At 47.5% G+C, this 16756-nt stretch carries 18 protein-coding genes; 11 read left to right on the top strand and 7 right to left on the bottom strand.

Going from position 1 to position 16756, the window contains the following annotated elements; all coding sequences use genetic code 11:
• Window positions 1-27: 27 nt before the first annotated feature.
• The 8 genes from WKR14_RS05530 to merA all read left to right on the top strand — a co-directional run bounded on the left by WKR14_RS05530 (window position 28) and on the right by merA (window position 9324).
• Complete coding sequence (locus tag WKR14_RS05530) at window positions 28-972, top strand: thioredoxin family protein (protein ID WP_024023021.1); 945 nt, start codon at window positions 28-30, stop codon at window positions 970-972.
• Between the two features lie 2 nt (window positions 973-974).
• Window positions 975-2363 (top strand): conjugal transfer protein TraH, encoded by a 1389-nt coding sequence (locus WKR14_RS05535; protein WP_024015936.1) that lies wholly within the window; start codon window positions 975-977, stop codon window positions 2361-2363.
• A gap of 3 nt (window positions 2364-2366) precedes the next feature.
• Complete coding sequence (locus tag WKR14_RS05540; RefSeq protein ID WP_180824616.1) at window positions 2367-5936, top strand: conjugal transfer protein TraG N-terminal domain-containing protein; 3570 nt, start codon at window positions 2367-2369, stop codon at window positions 5934-5936.
• 97 nt (window positions 5937-6033) lie between these two features.
• Complete coding sequence (gene merR / locus WKR14_RS05545) at window positions 6034-6423, top strand: Hg(II)-responsive transcriptional regulator (RefSeq protein WP_028867973.1); 390 nt, start codon at window positions 6034-6036, stop codon at window positions 6421-6423.
• Window positions 6424-6507: 84 nt separating this feature from the next.
• Window positions 6508-6855: a mercuric transporter MerT family protein gene (locus WKR14_RS05550; protein WP_028867974.1), complete on the top strand. Its 348-nt coding sequence runs from the start codon at window positions 6508-6510 to the stop codon at window positions 6853-6855.
• Between the two features lie 59 nt (window positions 6856-6914).
• Window positions 6915-7190 carry a mercury resistance system periplasmic binding protein MerP gene (merP, locus tag WKR14_RS05555; RefSeq protein ID WP_028867975.1) on the top strand — a complete coding sequence of 92 codons (276 nt, stop codon included), beginning with the start codon at window positions 6915-6917 and terminating at the stop codon, window positions 7188-7190.
• 9 nt (window positions 7191-7199) lie between these two features.
• Window positions 7200-7613, top strand: a complete 414-nt coding sequence (merC, locus tag WKR14_RS05560; protein ID WP_154622165.1) for an organomercurial transporter MerC — start codon at window positions 7200-7202, stop codon at window positions 7611-7613.
• 37 nt (window positions 7614-7650) lie between these two features.
• The gene (merA, locus tag WKR14_RS05565) at window positions 7651-9324 is read left to right on the top strand and encodes a mercury(II) reductase (protein ID WP_028867977.1); all 1674 of its coding nucleotides are present in this window, start codon (window positions 7651-7653) and stop codon (window positions 9322-9324) included.
• 105 nt (window positions 9325-9429) lie between these two features.
• On the opposite strand, the gene eexR is transcribed toward merA, so the two are convergent.
• The 7 genes from eexR to WKR14_RS05600 are packed head-to-tail and all read right to left on the bottom strand — an operon-like array spanning window position 9430 to window position 13102.
• On the bottom strand, window positions 9430-9861 hold the full coding sequence (eexR, locus tag WKR14_RS05570) for an entry exclusion protein EexR (protein ID WP_040132805.1): 432 nt from the start codon (window positions 9859-9861) through the stop codon (window positions 9430-9432).
• Between the two features lie 54 nt (window positions 9862-9915).
• Window positions 9916-10449: a FlhC family transcriptional regulator gene (locus WKR14_RS05575; protein WP_000566752.1), complete on the bottom strand. Its 534-nt coding sequence runs from the start codon at window positions 10447-10449 to the stop codon at window positions 9916-9918.
• Window positions 10446-10745 (bottom strand): flagellar transcriptional regulator FlhD, encoded by a 300-nt coding sequence (locus WKR14_RS05580; RefSeq protein WP_000210563.1) that lies wholly within the window; start codon window positions 10743-10745, stop codon window positions 10446-10448. The genes WKR14_RS05575 and WKR14_RS05580 overlap by 4 nt, the downstream gene beginning before the upstream one ends.
• A complete protein-coding gene (locus WKR14_RS05585) occupies window positions 10742-11290 on the bottom strand; it encodes a lytic transglycosylase domain-containing protein (RefSeq protein ID WP_040132806.1) in 549 nt (182 codons plus the stop codon). Before WKR14_RS05585 ends, WKR14_RS05580 begins: the two co-directional genes overlap by 4 nt.
• Window positions 11277-11939: a DUF6475 domain-containing protein gene (locus WKR14_RS05590; protein WP_007105460.1), complete on the bottom strand. Its 663-nt coding sequence runs from the start codon at window positions 11937-11939 to the stop codon at window positions 11277-11279. The genes WKR14_RS05585 and WKR14_RS05590 overlap by 14 nt, the downstream gene beginning before the upstream one ends.
• Window positions 11926-12795: a hypothetical protein gene (locus WKR14_RS05595; protein ID WP_040132807.1), complete on the bottom strand. Its 870-nt coding sequence runs from the start codon at window positions 12793-12795 to the stop codon at window positions 11926-11928. The genes WKR14_RS05590 and WKR14_RS05595 overlap by 14 nt, the downstream gene beginning before the upstream one ends.
• A gap of 55 nt (window positions 12796-12850) precedes the next feature.
• Window positions 12851-13102, bottom strand: coding sequence for a helix-turn-helix domain-containing protein (locus WKR14_RS05600; protein ID WP_024015942.1), 252 nt, complete (start codon window positions 13100-13102; stop codon window positions 12851-12853).
• 117 nt (window positions 13103-13219) lie between these two features.
• Between WKR14_RS05600 and WKR14_RS05605 the strand changes: the two genes are divergently transcribed.
• From WKR14_RS05605 to WKR14_RS05615, 3 genes are all read left to right on the top strand, one after another.
• The gene (locus WKR14_RS05605; RefSeq protein ID WP_000854920.1) at window positions 13220-13867 is read left to right on the top strand and encodes a LexA family protein; all 648 of its coding nucleotides are present in this window, start codon (window positions 13220-13222) and stop codon (window positions 13865-13867) included.
• Window positions 13868-14123: 256 nt separating this feature from the next.
• Window positions 14124-15713, top strand: a complete 1590-nt coding sequence (gene prfC, locus WKR14_RS05610) for a peptide chain release factor 3 (RefSeq protein ID WP_165564682.1) — start codon at window positions 14124-14126, stop codon at window positions 15711-15713.
• A 228-nt stretch (window positions 15714-15941) separates the two neighbouring features.
• A complete protein-coding gene (locus WKR14_RS05615) occupies window positions 15942-16739 on the top strand; it encodes a TatD family hydrolase (protein WP_165565987.1) in 798 nt (265 codons plus the stop codon).
• Window positions 16740-16756 lie beyond the last annotated feature (17 nt).

Raw genomic sequence — 16756 nt, forward strand, 5'->3', positions numbered from 1 at the left:
AGCTCTGTGAAATTTCTGGAGCTGACAATGAGAACGCCTTTGTTACCTTGGTTCATCCTATGGGTGACCATCCCAATCATTATTTTCTTTCTATTCATCTTGCCCGCCTATGCTAGTGATGGGCAATTCTATCAGCGTGGTCAGGAAGGTTGGTTTTGGTATCAGGTCATTCCCGAGCCAGCCGAGTCTGAAGACCTAATGAAGCCGAAATCTGGTGTTGTGGAGCCCACTAAGGACGGGCTAAAGCCTTTCAGTGCTGCCTGGTTTCGTGAGCACATGCAGTCGTTCATGGACAAGGCAATTGATGAGCCGACGAATGAGAACGTCAGAGCCTATCTGTATCTCCAGCGCGTCATGATGGATAAGGGCTCACAGTTTGCTGATGTTAGTCAGCAGGTGGTCATGGGCGATCCTGTTTTGGATGAAATCAGTCGCAGACCCTTGGCGACCTATGCTGCCAATCGGATGGATCGAGAAGCTGGCGCTCAACGTGATGTAGCTTTAGGTGAAGTAGCGAAGCGGGCTGGTTTGTTCTTTTTCTATCGTTCGGATTGCCCTTATTGCCATGCTCAAGCGCCTATCATCGAATCTATGGCCTTGAACTATGGGTTCGAGGTGTTTGCTATTGCTGTCGATGGCTTGCCTTTACCCGGTGGAGAGTTTCCCAATTACAAAGTCGATTCAGGACAAGCACAATCCTTGTCCGTTACGACTGTCCCTGCCGTGTTCTTAGTTGACCCGCCTAACGTTATTACTCCGATTGGACAAGGCGCAATGAGCCTTGATGAGCTCAATAATCGAATCATTCTCGCAGCCCATCAAGCCGGTTGGATTGACGATCAAACTTACTATGCCACCAGACCTGTTCAACCCGGCGTGTCACTCGCGATGTCAGCCCAAGAGCTTAACGAAAAGATATTACAGGACCCTGAGTTCCTTGTTCGCTATCTGCGTGCACAAGGAGGGTTATAACAATGAAAAAAGTAATCCGAGTATCGCTAATCGCCTGTGCGATTGGTTTTTCATCTATGAGCCAAGCAAGCTTGCAACAGGAGATGAACCAGTTGTTTGGTTCAATGACCAACACCACTGCGCCTGGTGTATTCGAGAGTCAGCGGCGTGGCGTTATATCTGGAGGAAGCGTTGTTGTTCGTAACAGGATCATGAACGAGAACCTCGTCTCTATGGTGCCACCGTCATTCCAAGCCGGTTGTGGCGGCATTGATATGTTCGCGGGAAGTTTGTCATTTGTTAACGCGGATCAGTTTGTTCAATTACTTCGCTCTGTTGCTGCAAACGCCAAAGGATATGCATTCCAATTGGCGCTCAGTGCTATGTGTGAGAAATGCTCCCAGCACATGGAGACACTGCAAAAGAAAATCCAGCAGTTGAACGAATATTTTGGCAATTCCTGTCAAATGGCTCAGGGAGTCGTGAACGATACCCTAGCTGCTTTTGGTAAGAAGGGGCAAACAGAGGCCAGCATGTTGAGCTCACTTAAAGGGGCTGGAGACATTTTTACCAGTTGGAGTGAATCCAATGGTAAGAACCCATATGAGAACGCTTCGAGTGTCGCGGCATCTGATGTGAACAAAACGATTAAAGGTAATTTGGTTTGGCGAGCATTGAAACGTCACTCGGCATCAAGCTGGTTTGCATCTGGGGATGACCGTTTTCTTGAAGCGGTTATGTCCGTGACGGGCTCGATCATCGTTGGTGATTTAGCGAATGCGGCTGATGGTCAAGGTAAAGCCCCAAAACTGACCAGACTGAATGGCAATAAAGTGACTATTGAACATCTAATTCATGGCGGTAACGTCGCTATGTACCGATGTGACACAGTGACGCAAGACGGTTGTCTGAACCCAATAATCACTAACGTGACTCTTACCGGGTTATCAACTCAGGTAGAAAATTTACTTCTTGGTACAGGTTCTAGTAACGGCATTATTTTTAAGTTTGCTCGAAATACAGGGGCTGCTAGCGCCACCGAAAAGGCTTTTATGACCTCGGCTCCTGCCAGCATTGGGGGCATGATTCGAACTCTTTCTGCATTAAATGAAGGGGCCGCTAGGTCGTTTGCTTCACGAGCGGCACCATTTATTGCTGTTGAGATGGCCCGAGCATTAGTTGAAGACATGCTCAATGCAGCTAGAAGTACCTCCGGTGTGGAAGATCATGCCTATGCGAAGTTATTAACGGAAGACCTTGAACGTGCACGTCGCCAAATCAATGAGGAGTACGCCGCGTTGCAGCGAAGATACGGCTCAGAGCAAGAGTTGCTGGCACATTTTAACCAGGTGATACAGACCATTCGCAAACAGCGTTATTACACCGTTAAATCTACGGCGCTGGGGGAATAGGTCATGTGGGAAATCTATTCCATCGGGGATTCGGCTTTTTTAGAGCAGGTCCTGAACGCTGTCGCGATGATCACTGGTACAGGCGATTTTACTTCAATGGTTCGCATTGGCTTGCTCATTGGGGTATTGATGGTCTCTGTCCAGGCCTTAATGCAAGGCGGTCGTGGGATTAACTTTCAACACGTTTTAGTCTCATGGCTAGTCTTTGCAACCATGTTTGGACCCAGTACCCGAGTGAGCATTGAGGATGCGTACACCGGACAAGTTCGAGTGGTTGATAATGTGCCCATCGGTGTTGCTGCCGCAGGTAGTACGATTTCGACTGTTGGCTTTCAAATCACGCGATTGTTTGAAACCGCCTTCTCAACTCCCGCGATGACGGAATACGGCTTTGCATCCAGTTTACAGTCACTGATTAAAGTGAGAAAACAGGTGATGGATCGCTCTGGGTTGGGTGATGCAAATCGTGTCGGCGGCTCGGACATCGAGCAATCGTGGTTTAACTACATCAAAGAGTGCACCTTGATTGGTATCGACATCGGCCAAAAGAACCTCGATCAGGTGCTGAGTGATCCTAACCCGATGACAGCGATTAGGTTTGATTCGCGCATTTATGGCACTCGAATCATGCTCAGTGGTAGCAGTAGCGATCTGGACTGCACCGATGCCTATAGCCAACTGAAACTCATGACAGAATCAACCTTCATTCCAAGGCTTAAACAGGTTCTGTCAGCCTCATTGGGGACTTCGTCAGCAACGGACACTGATGACGTGATCCGAAATGCACTGAATAACCTTGGTTTGGCTTCGGTTAACACCCAAGAGTATATGACCGCGTCAGTGCTTTTGCCTATTTATGAGCAAAGCGTGACGGGCAAGTATATGGATGATCAAGCTTTCACCGCAGCCGTTATGGTTAACCAAGCGATTGAGCAGCGTAATACGCAATGGGCGGCGGAGCAGACCCTGTTCCAGAGTATCGTTCGTCCGATGATGACGTTTTTTGAGGGGTTCATTTACGCCATCACCCCATTGATGGCCTTTGTGATAGCCCTTGGCCAAATCGGGATGCGAATGGCTGGGAAGTACTTGTTAATCCTGCTTTGGATTCAACTTTGGATGCCTGTCATGGCCATCATTAACCTGTATATTCATTTAACCGTTGCAGGGAAAATGTCTGCTCTTGATGCCTTTGCAGGTACAGAAGTGCCATCTTTTGCTGGGATGATGCAGATGGATTCAGTGCTGCAAACCTGGATAGCTACTGGCGGCATGTTGGCGTCGAGTGTTCCGGCGATTTCGCTCATGCTCGTTTATGGCTCAGCAATAACCGCTACCCACTTGGCTGGGCGTCTACAAAACGGTGATGCCATTGATGAAAAGCTGGCAAGTCCAGATGTCGCGAAAAATGCCCCGGTAATGCAATCACAGTCAATGTTCCAAAATTCAGCCCTCACTGGTTCTGCTATGACCGGCGCGTCAAACCTACTAAGCAGTTTCTCTGTCGGAAACGCAGTGGGTTCAATGGTCGGCTCTGCAAAAGAATCCATGACTCAGGCAACTCAAGCCTTTAGCCGTCAGGTTGGCAATACCATGAGTCGAACCTTTGGTGAAAAGCTAAGTTACGACAACCTGTCTTCAGTTGGACGTCAGATCGGTTCTTCTAATTCCGCATCTAGCGCCGTTGTTAATCAGGTTACTGATGACCTGCAAACACGGTATGGTTTCGGAGACGATAAAAAAGACGCTGTACGTGGCTTGGTATCGGGCGTGTTATCGGGAGGCCTAAGGGTCGGTGGAGATGGAACCATTACAAATACCGGTGATAAAGAAGTAGCAGATAAAGGGTTCTTGGGAAGATTACTTGGTACAGGGGGGAATGACTCCCCACAAGGTAACTTGCCTGGAGTCGATAAGCCTGAATCCTCAAGAGTGCCAAAAATATCACGGCTACGAGCAGGCTTGGATTTAGGTGGAAACTTTAGTGGCCAAGTTGAGTCGTCAGAAGGCAGTTCTCGATCTACGACCGCAAATACGCTCACTGGGGAGATGCAAAGCTTGGCATCGAGTGATTCACGACGTGCTGAGTATCGCGATGCAATGGTTAAGGACCTTTCAGATTCAAGACGTTCTGGCGTTGAAATGTCGTTGTCTAACCAAGACTATCAGTCACTTCAGAGTTCAGCACAAGACGTTATCACGGCATCAAACCGCTTTAGTGAGCTTGATCAGGCCAGCTACAGTCTATCAGGACAAAGGAACACGGATGGTGCGACGTTAACTCGATTAGCAGCGGATAATCCTGAAGTCATGGATTATTTAGGTCGCTATATGAACCAGCATGTTGAAGCAGGTAACCGATTACGTGAAAACCTTCCAATGTATCAGCGCTTGCTACCTGATGATAATCAGGCGTATGTGGCCGCAGCTATGGAGTCTTTAACCTATAGCAACTCCTCGACGCCCGCTGAACGAGACAATGACTATCAAGCAGCAATGACTGTTATGGCCATGGCTACCGGAGCCGATTTACGATCTATTCAGCCACGCTCTAATGAAGGCTTGTCATCAACTGCACCTACTTTTGGTGGCACTCAAAGCCAAGTTGAATCCGGTGTTCTGGGAGGCTATGAGGATGCTGCAACAGTTCAAACGCAGTTCAATTCGGCTCAATCCGCTTACCAAACCAATCTTTCTGGTGTAGATGGACAGCTGAATGCGCATCAGCAACAAGCCCAGCAGGCCGTAGCTTCTGACACAAGTACCTATCAATCTGGACTCAACAGTGAAGCTGGCTCTCAGTGGCGATCTCGCATTATGGCTGATGATAGCGGAGTCTCAGGTGCTGAAATGTTCTTCAACAGCGCCAGTGCTATCGGTGATTTCAGTGGCAAGCATACTGATGCAGCTCTGCATACCCTGAATCACTTTGGCGAAGACTATGAGAGTTACAAAGAACAAGCGCTTGAAGATCCTGGCTCACGAGGTTTCTTGCACAACGCTACTGTGGCCAGCAAATCAACCTGGGATGGCTTAAAAGCCGCCGTTGATGCAGGAACCTCTTTGGAAAACCCATTGACGGCGTTTAATGATGCATACAGTGGATCGAGTTCGCAGTATGCCTCCGAAGTAAACTGGGGCACTAAGTCTGAAGCCATGTTGGCGGGGGCATTCGGTGCGGCAGTTAACAATCGATATGGTGAGTTTCTAGAGCAGTATGCTGATGATTTTAAACAGGAAGCATACAGCGAAGGGCAGAGAATGGGATTGACCCCGATTCAAAGTCAAGTTTTCGCTCAAGCTTTCAATGAAGGTTTGGCGGGGCGCGTTTTCAATTCTGAAGACTCATCGAGTTGGTCGCCTGAAATGCTTGGTCTAAGGGAGCAAATGCTAAATGAGTATCGTCAAAAGGATGAGAGTGGCGCTTACATCTCTGACAGTGTGTCTGATGAAGATAAAGCATTTGTGGATAAGCAGATTGCAGTGATCTCAAATGCATCCCTTGCGGGAGATTATGCTCAGAACAACTTGATCGATATTAGGGCATATAACCAGGCATCAGGAAATAAATAAAACAAGGAGTAGAAGCTCAAGGCTAACGAAGTTTTATGGCTTAATTACGTAGATAGGGATATATTTCTCCGTACTTAGATACGGAGAAATATATCACATGTACACAATTGGAAAATTAGCCGAACAAGCTAGTATCAATGTTGAGACTGTTCGTTATTACGAACGACGTGGTCTTATAGAAAAACCTGAAAAACCGCATCTAGGCTACCGACTTTATCCTTTGGCAACATTAAACCGAATAAAATTCATTAAACGTTCCCAAGATCTTGGGTTCACTTTGGAAGAAATCTCCAATTTACTCAGCCTTAATGACACTCCCTGTATAGAAGTGCAAGAAATGACTTTACACAAGCTTGCAAGTGTGAAAGCCAAAATAGCAGGTCTTCGCCGCTTAGAAACCGTTCTCACAGAATTATTGAATGAGTGTAATTCTAATACTAACCAATCCCACTGTCCCATTATTGATTCCCTACTTCCTGAAGATTAATAATGAGTCAAATTTTATCTTGACTCCGTAGTTGGGTACGGGGTTTAAGCTTGTTTTACTAAAGTACGATAAGTAGAGTGAGTTATGTCAAAAAGTAATCCCAACTTTCCAATCATCGGCGGTGTTATTGCCGCTATTGGCGCTGGTCTTTGCTGCGCTGGTCCTTTCGTCTTGTTGCTGCTAGGCGTGAGTGGCTCCTGGATTGGTAATTTAACCTTGTTAGAACCTTATCGTCCCATTTTTATCCTGCTGGTTTTAGCCTTATTTGGCTTCGCAGGCTGGAAGGTCTATCGCCCCGTCGAGGACTGTGAGCCAGGCACCGCCTGTGCAGTTCCTCAAGTGCGAAAACGTCGGCAGGTGATCTTTTGGTTAACGGCACTGACTGCGTTGGTTTTAGTCACCAGTAATTATTGGATTGTCTGGTTTGCCTGATGACGATTTCTAACCTTTTATTTTGATTAAATCTTTATGGCTTGCTCTTGGAGAAAATTATGAAAACACTCGCCCTAATGTCCCTGTTCGTACTGACCAGCCTGAACGCTTTAGCTGCCCCGAAAACAGTTACTTTGGAAGTCCCAACCATGAACTGTGTGACCTGTCCCTTTACCGTGGAAAAAGCCTTACAAAAAGTCGATGGCGTCAGTAAAGCCGAAGTGACCTTTAAGACCAAACTGGCGGTGGTCACCTTCGACGACGAAAAAACCACGGTAAAAGCACTGACCGAAGCCACCACTAACGCGGGTTATCCGTCAACGCTCAAGGAGTAAAGCATAGAAATGCTAATACGGTTACTGACCCGGTTCGGCGATAAGATTAGCTCATTGGGCGCGCTGGTTTCTGCTATGGGATGCGCCATGTGTTTCCCGGCCATTGCCAGTCTGGGCGCTGCGGTAGGACTGGGTTTTCTCAGCCAATGGGAAGGTCTGTTTGTTAGCACGCTATTACCCCTGTTTGCCTGGATTGCCTTGGTACTCAACGGACTTGGCTGGTTCAGCCACCGGCAATGGCACCGTAGTGCGCTGGGTGTGGCCGGCCCCATTTTATTGCTGTTATCGCTCTATCCGTTTTTCCAGTACGGCTGGAGCAGCTATGTCACCTATTCAGCATTAGGCCTGATGGTTGCCGTATCGCTTTGGGATATTTTTTCACCGGCGAATAAACGCTGTGATGATGACAGCTGTGCTGTTTAACACGACGCAATGCCTGACTACTATTTGAGGAAAACGAATGATCTTACTATCGATAGAAGGGATGACCTGTCCAAGTTGCGTCGCCCACGTTAAAGAAGCACTCGATGCGATCGAAGGCGTTAATAAGGTTGAAATATCTTATGAAAACGCCAGAGCAACGATCACCACGAACGGTGGGGTCAGCGTAACCGTTCTCATTGGAGCAATAGAAGCTCTCGGTTATATCGCAAAAGAATCCACTGGCACTGCAAAAGAAATTACTTCACCGAACGACTGCTGTGACAACGAAAATGCAAGCAACACTGAAAGCAACCAAACTCAACATGTGGCGATTATCGGTACGGGTTCCGGCGCTTTTGCCTGCGCTATTAAAGCCGCTGAAGGTGGTGCCAAGGTCACTCTTATTGAGGGAGCCGATGTGATTGGCGGCTGTTGCGTGAATGTCGGCTGCGTACCCTCAAAAATTCTAATCCGCGCCGCTCAATTGGCTCAGCAGCAACGCAATAATCCCTTTACCGGACTGGAAAATCATGCGCCCCAATTGAGTCGAGCCTTGTTGACTCAGCAGCAGACCGCTCGGGTCGAAGAGCTGCGCGCGGCAAAGTACCAGAATATTCTGGAGACAAATCCTGCGCTTAGTTTACTTAAAGGTTGGGCGCAATTTAAAAATGCCAACACCCTGATAGTCAGAAAAAATGATGGAACCGAGCAGGCAGTTCACGCCGATAAAATCCTGATCGCTACCGGCTCCACGCCAACCATTCCTCCTATTGATGGTTTAACTGAAACACCTTATTGGACCTCTACCGAAGCGCTGTTTGCTCAGGAATTGCCGCAGCACCTGGTCGTGATTGGTTCGTCGGTTGTAGCGCTGGAAATTGCCCAGGCTTATCGCCGTTTAGGCAGTGAAGTCACCATATTAGCAAGACATACATTGCTTTATCGGGAAGATCCCTTGCTCGGTGAAAAACTCACCGGATGTTTTGAAAAAGAAGGCATTCGAGTATTAAACAGTACGCAAGCTACCAAGGTGACCCACGATGGAAGCCAATTTACATTGGAAACTAACGCGGGCGATCTACGCTGCGATCGTTTGCTGGTAAGCACCGGGCGACACGCCAATACTTGCCAACTCAATCTGGGCGCGGTGGGTGTTACGACCAACAAAAAGGGCGAAATCGTTGTTAACGAACGCATGGAAACGAATGTTCCCGGTATTTACGCCGCCGGAGACTGCTGCAACATGCCGCAATTCGTCTATGTCGCCGCGGCCGCCGGTAGCCGTTCCGGCATCAACATGACGGGCGGATACGCCAAACTGGATCTATCCACCATGCCAGCAGTGATTTTTACCGATCCCCAGGTGGCAACTGTTGGGCTCACGGAAGAGCAAGCCAACGCACAAGACATTGAAACCGACAGTCGTGTATTGGAGATGGAGAACGTGCCGCGCGCACTGGCGAATTTCGAGACCGATGGTTTTATCAAATTGGTGACGGAAAAAGCCACTGGCCGCCTGATCGGGGCGCAGATTCTGGCGCATGAAGGTGGAGAACTGATCCAGAGTGCGGCGCTGGCGATCCGCAACCGTATGACGGTGACGGAATTAGCCGACCAGCTTTTCCCTTACCTGACTATGGTGGAGGGTTTGAAGCTCTGCGCCCAAACCTTTAACAAGGATGTCAAAGAACTGTCCTGTTGTGCTGGGTAACGAACTTGAGTTGATCCGTATTCATTGATGGAAATGGCATTTTTCATTCGTAGTACGAAAGTGCCAATCAATTTTTTGAGTATAAGTAAAAAAGCAGTCAATTTACTATGACCTTGTTTTTTTAGGGAGGATAGATGAGCGACCATCTGCAAATTCGTTTACCCAGTACCAATATTTTTTTTCGCTCAGGCTTAGTTCTCGACCGGTATCTTTCAGTTGTCTTTGAAATAAATGGATTAGTCCGCTTAAGCCTAAGAAGGCTAAACCGACACATAAAATTGTCCAACTCGCTTGCCAATATGCGATTGCTACAAGCATAGTGATGATGGCTATAAGTCCGATGGGATTACAGGTCGCTTTGAATCCCAAGTAGCTGAAAAAAACGACGGTGCAAATCAGAAATGGCAAAGCCGCTAACTTGGCAGATGCCGTTAATATTTCTGAGGGAAAAAAATGAGCCGCAGCCAAAGTCGCCAGAAAAAGCCCCAGTGATATAAACCAGCAGCGTGCTGGTAAAGATTTAAGTAATTTTATCATCTTAGTACTCTCAAAGTGCACGGGCGGTGCACAATCAAATCATGCATCAGCATGTTAGTTCTCAAAAAGTGCTCTAGTGGTTTGCTCGGCCATAATCTCACACACAGGACATTTAAGCTGAATGCGCTGTTGAGATACCGTCAAATACAGACTGCCGCATCGACACCGGTGTAAGGATGCAAGCTGTGATCTTAAATCACGAGCTAGAACCCAACCTTCATTGATGGTCAGTTTTTTCCAGGGGATCTCAGCTGGAAGATCTGCCTCTTCTCTTGCAACCAAGTACGCATCGTAAGCCTTCATCAAAGCATCGATATTTAATTTCTTGTAGACATTATCACCACCAATATTGACATAAAGCGCCATCAGCAGGGAGCCTTCAACTAGGGCTCTTCTGCTTTTAACGATGGCATCAGATTCTGGCAATTGACCAGGACAAGGTGACTTGCCAGTCACTTCTTTGTGCAGCCTTCTGATAATGTGGATTGGCAAACCTGTATCGAGCGCGATAATGGTCGTTCGAAATCCGTACTTAATAAGCAGCGAGGCTCGGGTAAACAGCTCACTTTTGGACAGGTTATCAATCATGCATCCCCCTTGTTGTTTAGGGTTGATAATAAATAAGCGATTCTTGGGATACCTGTACCTTTGCTCTTCACCATCTCAATCAGTTGGCTTTGGTTACCCCTTGGTTGAAACAGCATGAATGATGAGGTCGCCACTCGTTGCAGGTCGTCAACACCGGCATTAATCAGTGCATCCACCACGTCGCGTGTAAGTCCAAAGCGCAAGACCGCCTCTTGCGGATCAATGCGCGCCAATTCACGTGCTGCGTGTAGGTACGCCAAATTTAATTGATAGAAGTCTTGTTGATTGGTTGTCATTGACGGACCTCCAGTTCATGTAAAATATTGCGATAGATAGAAAGCACTCTTTGCCCATACCAGCGTGCACGATCTTCGTTCCAACTGTGATAGCGGCCTATGCCAAGCTCTAAATCATTTGGTGAAGACTTGATTGCTTCGGCCAAAATACTTGAGCCGACCGTAAGGTTGGTGATGGGGTCTAGCAGTTCCGCTGCTGAGCTCACCCGATGCCCATGCCAATGCAAATTGATTTGCATAAGGCCAATATCGAGCTGATATTTTTCAGTCTCTTGCAGTGCCTGGTTTAACAGTTGCTCTGCTTCTGTCTTAGATTTGGCGTAGGTTGCGTTTGAACCATTGCGAATTGCGTATGGCCATGGACTGGTCATGTTGAGACCACGATGTGAGGCCGACTCAGCCAAGGCAACGGCGTAGAGCATGACTGGATCAATACCAACGCTTTGTGCTGCTTTTTCCCACTGATAGCCCGGAAACGCATAGACTGAAGTGCTTGCGGACATGGCTATCACTAGGGCAATGGTTTTTGCTTTAATCGTTTTCATTTTTGTCCTCTAATTGATTTCCGAGAAGCGCCTGAATGGCTTTCGGGCTTATTCTTTTTAATGGCACTGCGCTAAAGTCGGCGATGCCTCTCGTATAAACTTGTGCCGCTTTTGACCAGTCGCCTACGGCAACAGGCGCTTGCATATCAAATCCTTTTTGCTGGTTCTGATGGTCTGCAATACCCTGTAATAGCCTTGGGTATTCACCCACTTCGTCCCGTAGCAAGTAAGCCTGGTAGCGTGTTAAAAACTCTTTTTGCTTAAAGGGGTATTCCCTGTCATCAACCTTGCAGAGTTCAACCCATCCACCCATGTCTGAAATCACGCGGTGGATAAGCGCATCGTCAAACATCACGGATGTCCAAGCGCCAACCTGACGAACAGCCTTGTCAACTTTGTTCCAAGCAACCATGGCTCTTGAACCTGAGTTGCCGTCGATATGCTTGATGACGTCAGCGGGCTTTGGAAAAAATTGCCCAGTATCCGGTGATTGAATATGCCGAGTCAGACCGATTCGCACTTCTTCAATGCTATAAGCACGAAGGGCTTCAAATGCGATGGATAGCAATTGTGGTGATACGCTTTTGCCATACATGGCCCAAGCTGCTCCCCAAACTTCAGCAAACTCGCGTTTATCAACCTCCTGCACTTGAACGAACCTCCCGAATACCTGGTCCGGCCCAGCTTTCAGCAATGCGGCGATTGCTTTCTTCAATATTCAATTGGTGATTGCTGCCCTTTAGGCTCGTCGATGATTGCTGTACTTCATCAATGCGAACGTACTCGTCTTCCCATTGCCGGTTTAAAAGCCAGTTATGTGGCATAGGGGTCTTAGTCCGATCTTGATACTGTAATCGGTTGTCTCGTTGCTCTTTCCAGCGTGTTAGCACTTCCAAGGCGAGTTCATGGTCTTCATTGAGGCCCATGCGTAGCCATTCTTCTTTGGCTTTCGCTTTTTTTTCTTTGCGTATTTGTACATCCCAGAAGTCTTCAAACTGTATGTGGTCAACAGTTTTAACTGTTGGTTTATTGCTTCTCTCAGAGTCATCCGACCGTTGAGAGTCCCTTACCGGGTTGCCATCAGGCATAAACAATGATGAAAATTCTTCTGGTAGCCGAGCTTGAAAAGCGGCAAGAGATTTCAAAAGCGATGCCATACCAATGAAGTCGGCAGGTACATCTTTAAGCAACCGAAAGGCTGCCTTACCTTGGTTTGGGTTTTCGATTGGGTTGTGCTTCAGAAAGCTTCGAATCAAAGTCCAACCAGATCCCTCGCAACGAATCAGGAACTGATCTTGTTCTAACTCACTTAACGTCTTGGCAACCTGTTGCTCATCCCAGTTCAAGTCAGAAGCAACGTAACCAATCGGCAGTCGAAAGCAGCCAAGCAAATTACAATGTGGGCATGTAAGCAAATACAGTCCTAGCAACTTCGCTGAGTCACTCCAGGACAAAACATTTTGCTTTAGCCAAAAGCGGGTATAGACCTTGCCATAATCACGCATGGAGGAACTCGCTTTTGTGTTTACGTAAAATGCTGACCATTATTTGCCCTTAATCCTACTGGTTACTGGCTTTCAGCTCGCTTGGGCATTCGGGATAGATGTCCGGTCTTAACTGAGATCGGGTTACCTGTCCTTGCGTAGCTTGTTCGATGGGTAAAACGAATTCAGCGGGAACACGCCCTGATTTATTCAACCAAAACCAGACGTTTTGCTGTTTTGAGTTGATGGCTCTTGCTAATGCTGATTGCCCGCCGACCAAGTCAATGGCACGGCGGAGATGTTTTTGTGTCGTTTTGAACACTTCCATACCGTCTCCTGTTACAATAATAACTGTTACAAGATTGAATGTTACAGTTTAAACTGTAGATAAGTCAACAGTTAAAATTGTTGAAAGACTACAGTTTTATTTGTAGAATGCGGGCTTATGAAAACTTTATCCGAACGACTAAACCATGCCTTGCAGCTTACTGGGGTAACTCAGTCTGAGTTGGCTCGTCGCATTGGTATCAAACAGCAGTCGATCAGCCAGATTTGCTCTGGTAAATCGGCTAGGTCTCGTTACACCATGCAGATCGCGGAGGCGCTTCGCGTGAATGCTCATTGGCTCGCCACAGGTGATGGCGAGATTGGCTTGGGGGTCGGTAATGTAGAAGTCGGGCCTGATATTAAGGGAAGAATTCCTCTCATTAACTGGGTTCAGGCCGGTGATTGGACTGAAATAGCGGAGGGATTTGCCCATGAAGATGCTGAGGAGTGGCGTGAAGTCACTGGGAAAGCACATGAGGGTTGTTTCGCACTTCGCGTAAAAGGCGACAGTATGGAAAATCCAAGCGGAAAAAAATCCATACCTGAGGGGGCAGTGATCGTTGTTGATCCTGAGTTACCTTACTCTTCAGGTTCATTGGTTGTTGCGCGTTTGGATGATTCGAAAGAAGCAACCTTTAAGCAGTTGGTTATTGATGGTGAACAGAAGTATCTAAAACCTTTGAACCCGCAATACCCTGCAATACCGATCAACGGCAACTGCACCATCATCGGTGTAGTACGACAAGCTATCATCGATTTCTGGTAGCGAAGGAATTTGTGGTTTAGCCACAGTTGTTCATTAGCTGAAGAAGCAACGATTGCAAACAGCTACAACTGAGCATTGGTGCACGCTGAGAGTAAATGGTAACCGATTAGATAACCATTGATTGTTTATAAAGTCAAGATCAGCGAAAATAGCGGCCAATTACGATTAACACGACGGATTTGACAAGCGAAGAACTGAAAAGAGAGTACTTCCAAAAGTGTGTACAAATCCGTGTACAAACTAAAAGAATTTATACATGGCAAACCAAGATTTTCTTAATGAAATCAATAAGCGAAGGACCTTTGCTATCATCTCTCACCCGGATGCGGGTAAAACTACCATTACAGAAAAAGTCTTGCTTCATGGCCGCGCCATTCAATCTGCCGGTACAGTAAAAGGCCGTGGCTCGTCTCAGCATGCTAAATCTGACTGGATGGAGATGGAAAAGGAGCGGGGGATCTCGGTCACGACTTCTGTGATGCAGTTTCCTTACAACGACTGCCTGGTTAATCTGTTGGATACCCCTGGTCACGAAGACTTCTCTGAGGATACCTACCGTACCCTGACAGCGGTGGACTCCTGCCTTATGGTTATTGATGCTGCCAAAGGGGTTGAGGACAGAACCCGTAAGTTGATGGAAGTAACTCGGCTGCGTGACACCCCTATCGTTACCTTCATGAACAAGCTCGACCGGGATATCCGCGATCCGATGGAATTGCTCGATGAAGTGGAAAACGAGCTCGATATTCTCTGTGCACCTGTCAGCTGGCCGATAGGCTGTGGTAAGTCTTTCAAAGGCGTTTACCATATTCACCGCGATGAAACCATTCTGTATCAGACAGGTCATGGTCACACTATTCAGGAAGTACGGATAATCAAAGGATTGGGTAACCCTGAGCTGGATGAAGCCGTTGGCAGCGACCTGGCAGCACAGCTGCGTGACGAGATGGAGCTGGTAACCGGTGCCTCCAATGAATTTGATCTTGAACTCTTCCTGTGTGGCGAGTTGACACCTGTGTTCTTCGGGACCGCCCTGGGTAACTTTGGGGTCGACCATATGCTGGATGGCTTGACTGCTTGGGCGCCCAAACCTATGCCGAGGCAGACCACAGAGCGTTTGGTCGAAGCCGGTGAAGAGAAGTTTTCCGGTTTTGTGTTCAAGATCCAGGCAAACATGGATCCCAAACACAGAGACCGTATCGCCTTTATGCGTATCGTTTCCGGTAAATATACCCAGGGCATGAAGATGAAGCATGTCCGCATAGGTAAAACTATCAGTATTTCCGATGCGGTCACTTTTATGGCCGGTGACCGTGAGCGCGCCGCCGAAGCCTACGCCGGTGATATCATAGGTTTGCACAATCATGGCACTATTCAGATTGGCGATACCTTTACCCAAGGGGAAGAGTTGAAGTTCTCCGGGATCCCCAACTTTGCACCTGAAATGTTCCGTCGTATTCGCCTTAAAGATCCGCTGAAGCAGAAACAGCTGCTCAAAGGCCTGGTGCAACTCTCGGAAGAGGGGGCTGTGCAGGTTTTCCGTCCTCTGGATACCAATGATTTGATCGTAGGGGCTGTTGGGGTACTGCAGTTTGAAGTGGTGGTCGCCAGACTCAAATCGGAATACAACGTGGAAGCCATCTATGAGGCTATAAACGTGGCAACCGCGCGTTGGGTCTACTGTGATGATGCCCGTAAATTGGAGGAGTTCCAACGTAAGTGCTCCACCAATTTGGCGTTGGATGGCGGTGATAACCTGACTTATATCGCGCCGACCATGGTTAATCTTAATTTGTCCATGGAGCGCTATCCGGATATTGAGTTTGCCAAGACCCGGGAACACTAAATCACAAAGGTGGAGCTTGCTCCACCTTTTTTATTGGGATGTTGTTGAGAGATCTTCTGATGTTTTTTATTCAAAAGTGCTGGAAAAGTTACATCCGTTTTTGCGACAGCTTGGGGTTAACCGAAGATAGTCGCCGTTGTTGTATGCCAAGGCTCAGTGATCCGCCATTAACGAAACGTAAGCAGAAAGATCCTCTGGCAGACGGACAAAAAGAAGGAAAGCAACATGATCTTTGACTCCCATGCTCATCTGGATTTCAGTGAATTTGATCATGACAGGCGAGCCCTCATGGCCGCGATGAAGGCCGCCGGTATTGGTGGGGCCATTATTCCCGGTGTTAGCAGTGAACATTGGTCAAAACAGAAAGCGATTGCTCACCAACTGCAACTGCCTTATACCTTGGGGATCCATCCCTGGTATTGCCCGAAAACCCTCATTGAATGCGACCAATCCCTTGCAGCACTGAGAACCGAGCTCATGACAGCGAATGACTCTTTGATGGTGGGAATTGGCGAGTGCGGTTTGGACAAACCTAAGGCAGAGCTTGCACCAGATAACCCGGCGTATGTCCCTTGGAATTTACAATACCGAGTGCTTGATGGGCAGTTGGCCTTGGCGGCAGAGTTGAAGCTGCCACTGATACTGCATTCGGTGAAAAGCCATAATGAACTCTTGGGAATGTTGAAACAGTATTCGCTGCCGCGTGGCGGAGTGATTCATGCATTCAACGGCTCTTATGAAACAGCAATCGCTTATCTGGAACTGGGTTTCAAATTGGGGATTGGTGGCTTATTGCTGAATAAAAACGCAAAAAAGTTACGTGACACAGTTAGCAAATTACCTCTAGATGCGCTCTTGGTCGAGACAGATTCACCCTCAATGACACCTCATTTCCTGCCGGAAAAGCGCAATACCCCTCTGACGCTGGTACAAATAATAGCCGAAATGGCGAATTTGCAGAAAAACAGCAATGTTCTAATATCAGAACACCTCCAACAGAATCTAATGCAACTATTTGAGCTTTAGTTTTTTTTAATGGAACA

It is taken from the genome of Shewanella chilikensis, assembly GCF_037953065.1.
In the GTDB taxonomy this organism is placed as follows: Bacteria; Pseudomonadota; Gammaproteobacteria; order Enterobacterales; family Shewanellaceae; genus Shewanella; species Shewanella chilikensis.

What these genes read in the sequence shown, in the direction of transcription:
- WKR14_RS05550 (WP_028867974.1), top strand. Translation starts at nt 6,508, where the DNA reads ATGTCAAAAAGTAATCCCAACTTTCCAATCATCGGCGGTGTTATTGCC.
- eexR (WP_040132805.1), bottom strand. Translation starts at nt 9,861, where the DNA reads ATGATAAAATTACTTAAATCTTTACCAGCACGCTGCTGGTTTATATCA.
- merP (WP_028867975.1), top strand. Translation starts at nt 6,915, where the DNA reads ATGAAAACACTCGCCCTAATGTCCCTGTTCGTACTGACCAGCCTGAAC.
- merC (WP_154622165.1), top strand. Translation starts at nt 7,200, where the DNA reads ATGCTAATACGGTTACTGACCCGGTTCGGCGATAAGATTAGCTCATTG.
- prfC (WP_165564682.1), top strand. Translation starts at nt 14,124, where the DNA reads ATGGCAAACCAAGATTTTCTTAATGAAATCAATAAGCGAAGGACCTTT.
- WKR14_RS05580 (WP_000210563.1), bottom strand. Translation starts at nt 10,745, where the DNA reads ATGACAACCAATCAACAAGACTTCTATCAATTAAATTTGGCGTACCTA.
- merR (WP_028867973.1), top strand. Translation starts at nt 6,034, where the DNA reads ATGTACACAATTGGAAAATTAGCCGAACAAGCTAGTATCAATGTTGAG.
- WKR14_RS05530 (WP_024023021.1), top strand. Translation starts at nt 28, where the DNA reads ATGAGAACGCCTTTGTTACCTTGGTTCATCCTATGGGTGACCATCCCA.
- WKR14_RS05575 (WP_000566752.1), bottom strand. Translation starts at nt 10,449, where the DNA reads ATGATTGATAACCTGTCCAAAAGTGAGCTGTTTACCCGAGCCTCGCTG.
- merA (WP_028867977.1), top strand. Translation starts at nt 7,651, where the DNA reads ATGATCTTACTATCGATAGAAGGGATGACCTGTCCAAGTTGCGTCGCC.
- WKR14_RS05535 (WP_024015936.1), top strand. Translation starts at nt 975, where the DNA reads ATGAAAAAAGTAATCCGAGTATCGCTAATCGCCTGTGCGATTGGTTTT.
- WKR14_RS05600 (WP_024015942.1), bottom strand. Translation starts at nt 13,102, where the DNA reads ATGGAAGTGTTCAAAACGACACAAAAACATCTCCGCCGTGCCATTGAC.
- WKR14_RS05605 (WP_000854920.1), top strand. Translation starts at nt 13,220, where the DNA reads ATGAAAACTTTATCCGAACGACTAAACCATGCCTTGCAGCTTACTGGG.
- WKR14_RS05540 (WP_180824616.1), top strand. Translation starts at nt 2,367, where the DNA reads ATGTGGGAAATCTATTCCATCGGGGATTCGGCTTTTTTAGAGCAGGTC.
- WKR14_RS05585 (WP_040132806.1), bottom strand. Translation starts at nt 11,290, where the DNA reads ATGAAAACGATTAAAGCAAAAACCATTGCCCTAGTGATAGCCATGTCC.
- WKR14_RS05595 (WP_040132807.1), bottom strand. Translation starts at nt 12,795, where the DNA reads ATGCGTGATTATGGCAAGGTCTATACCCGCTTTTGGCTAAAGCAAAAT.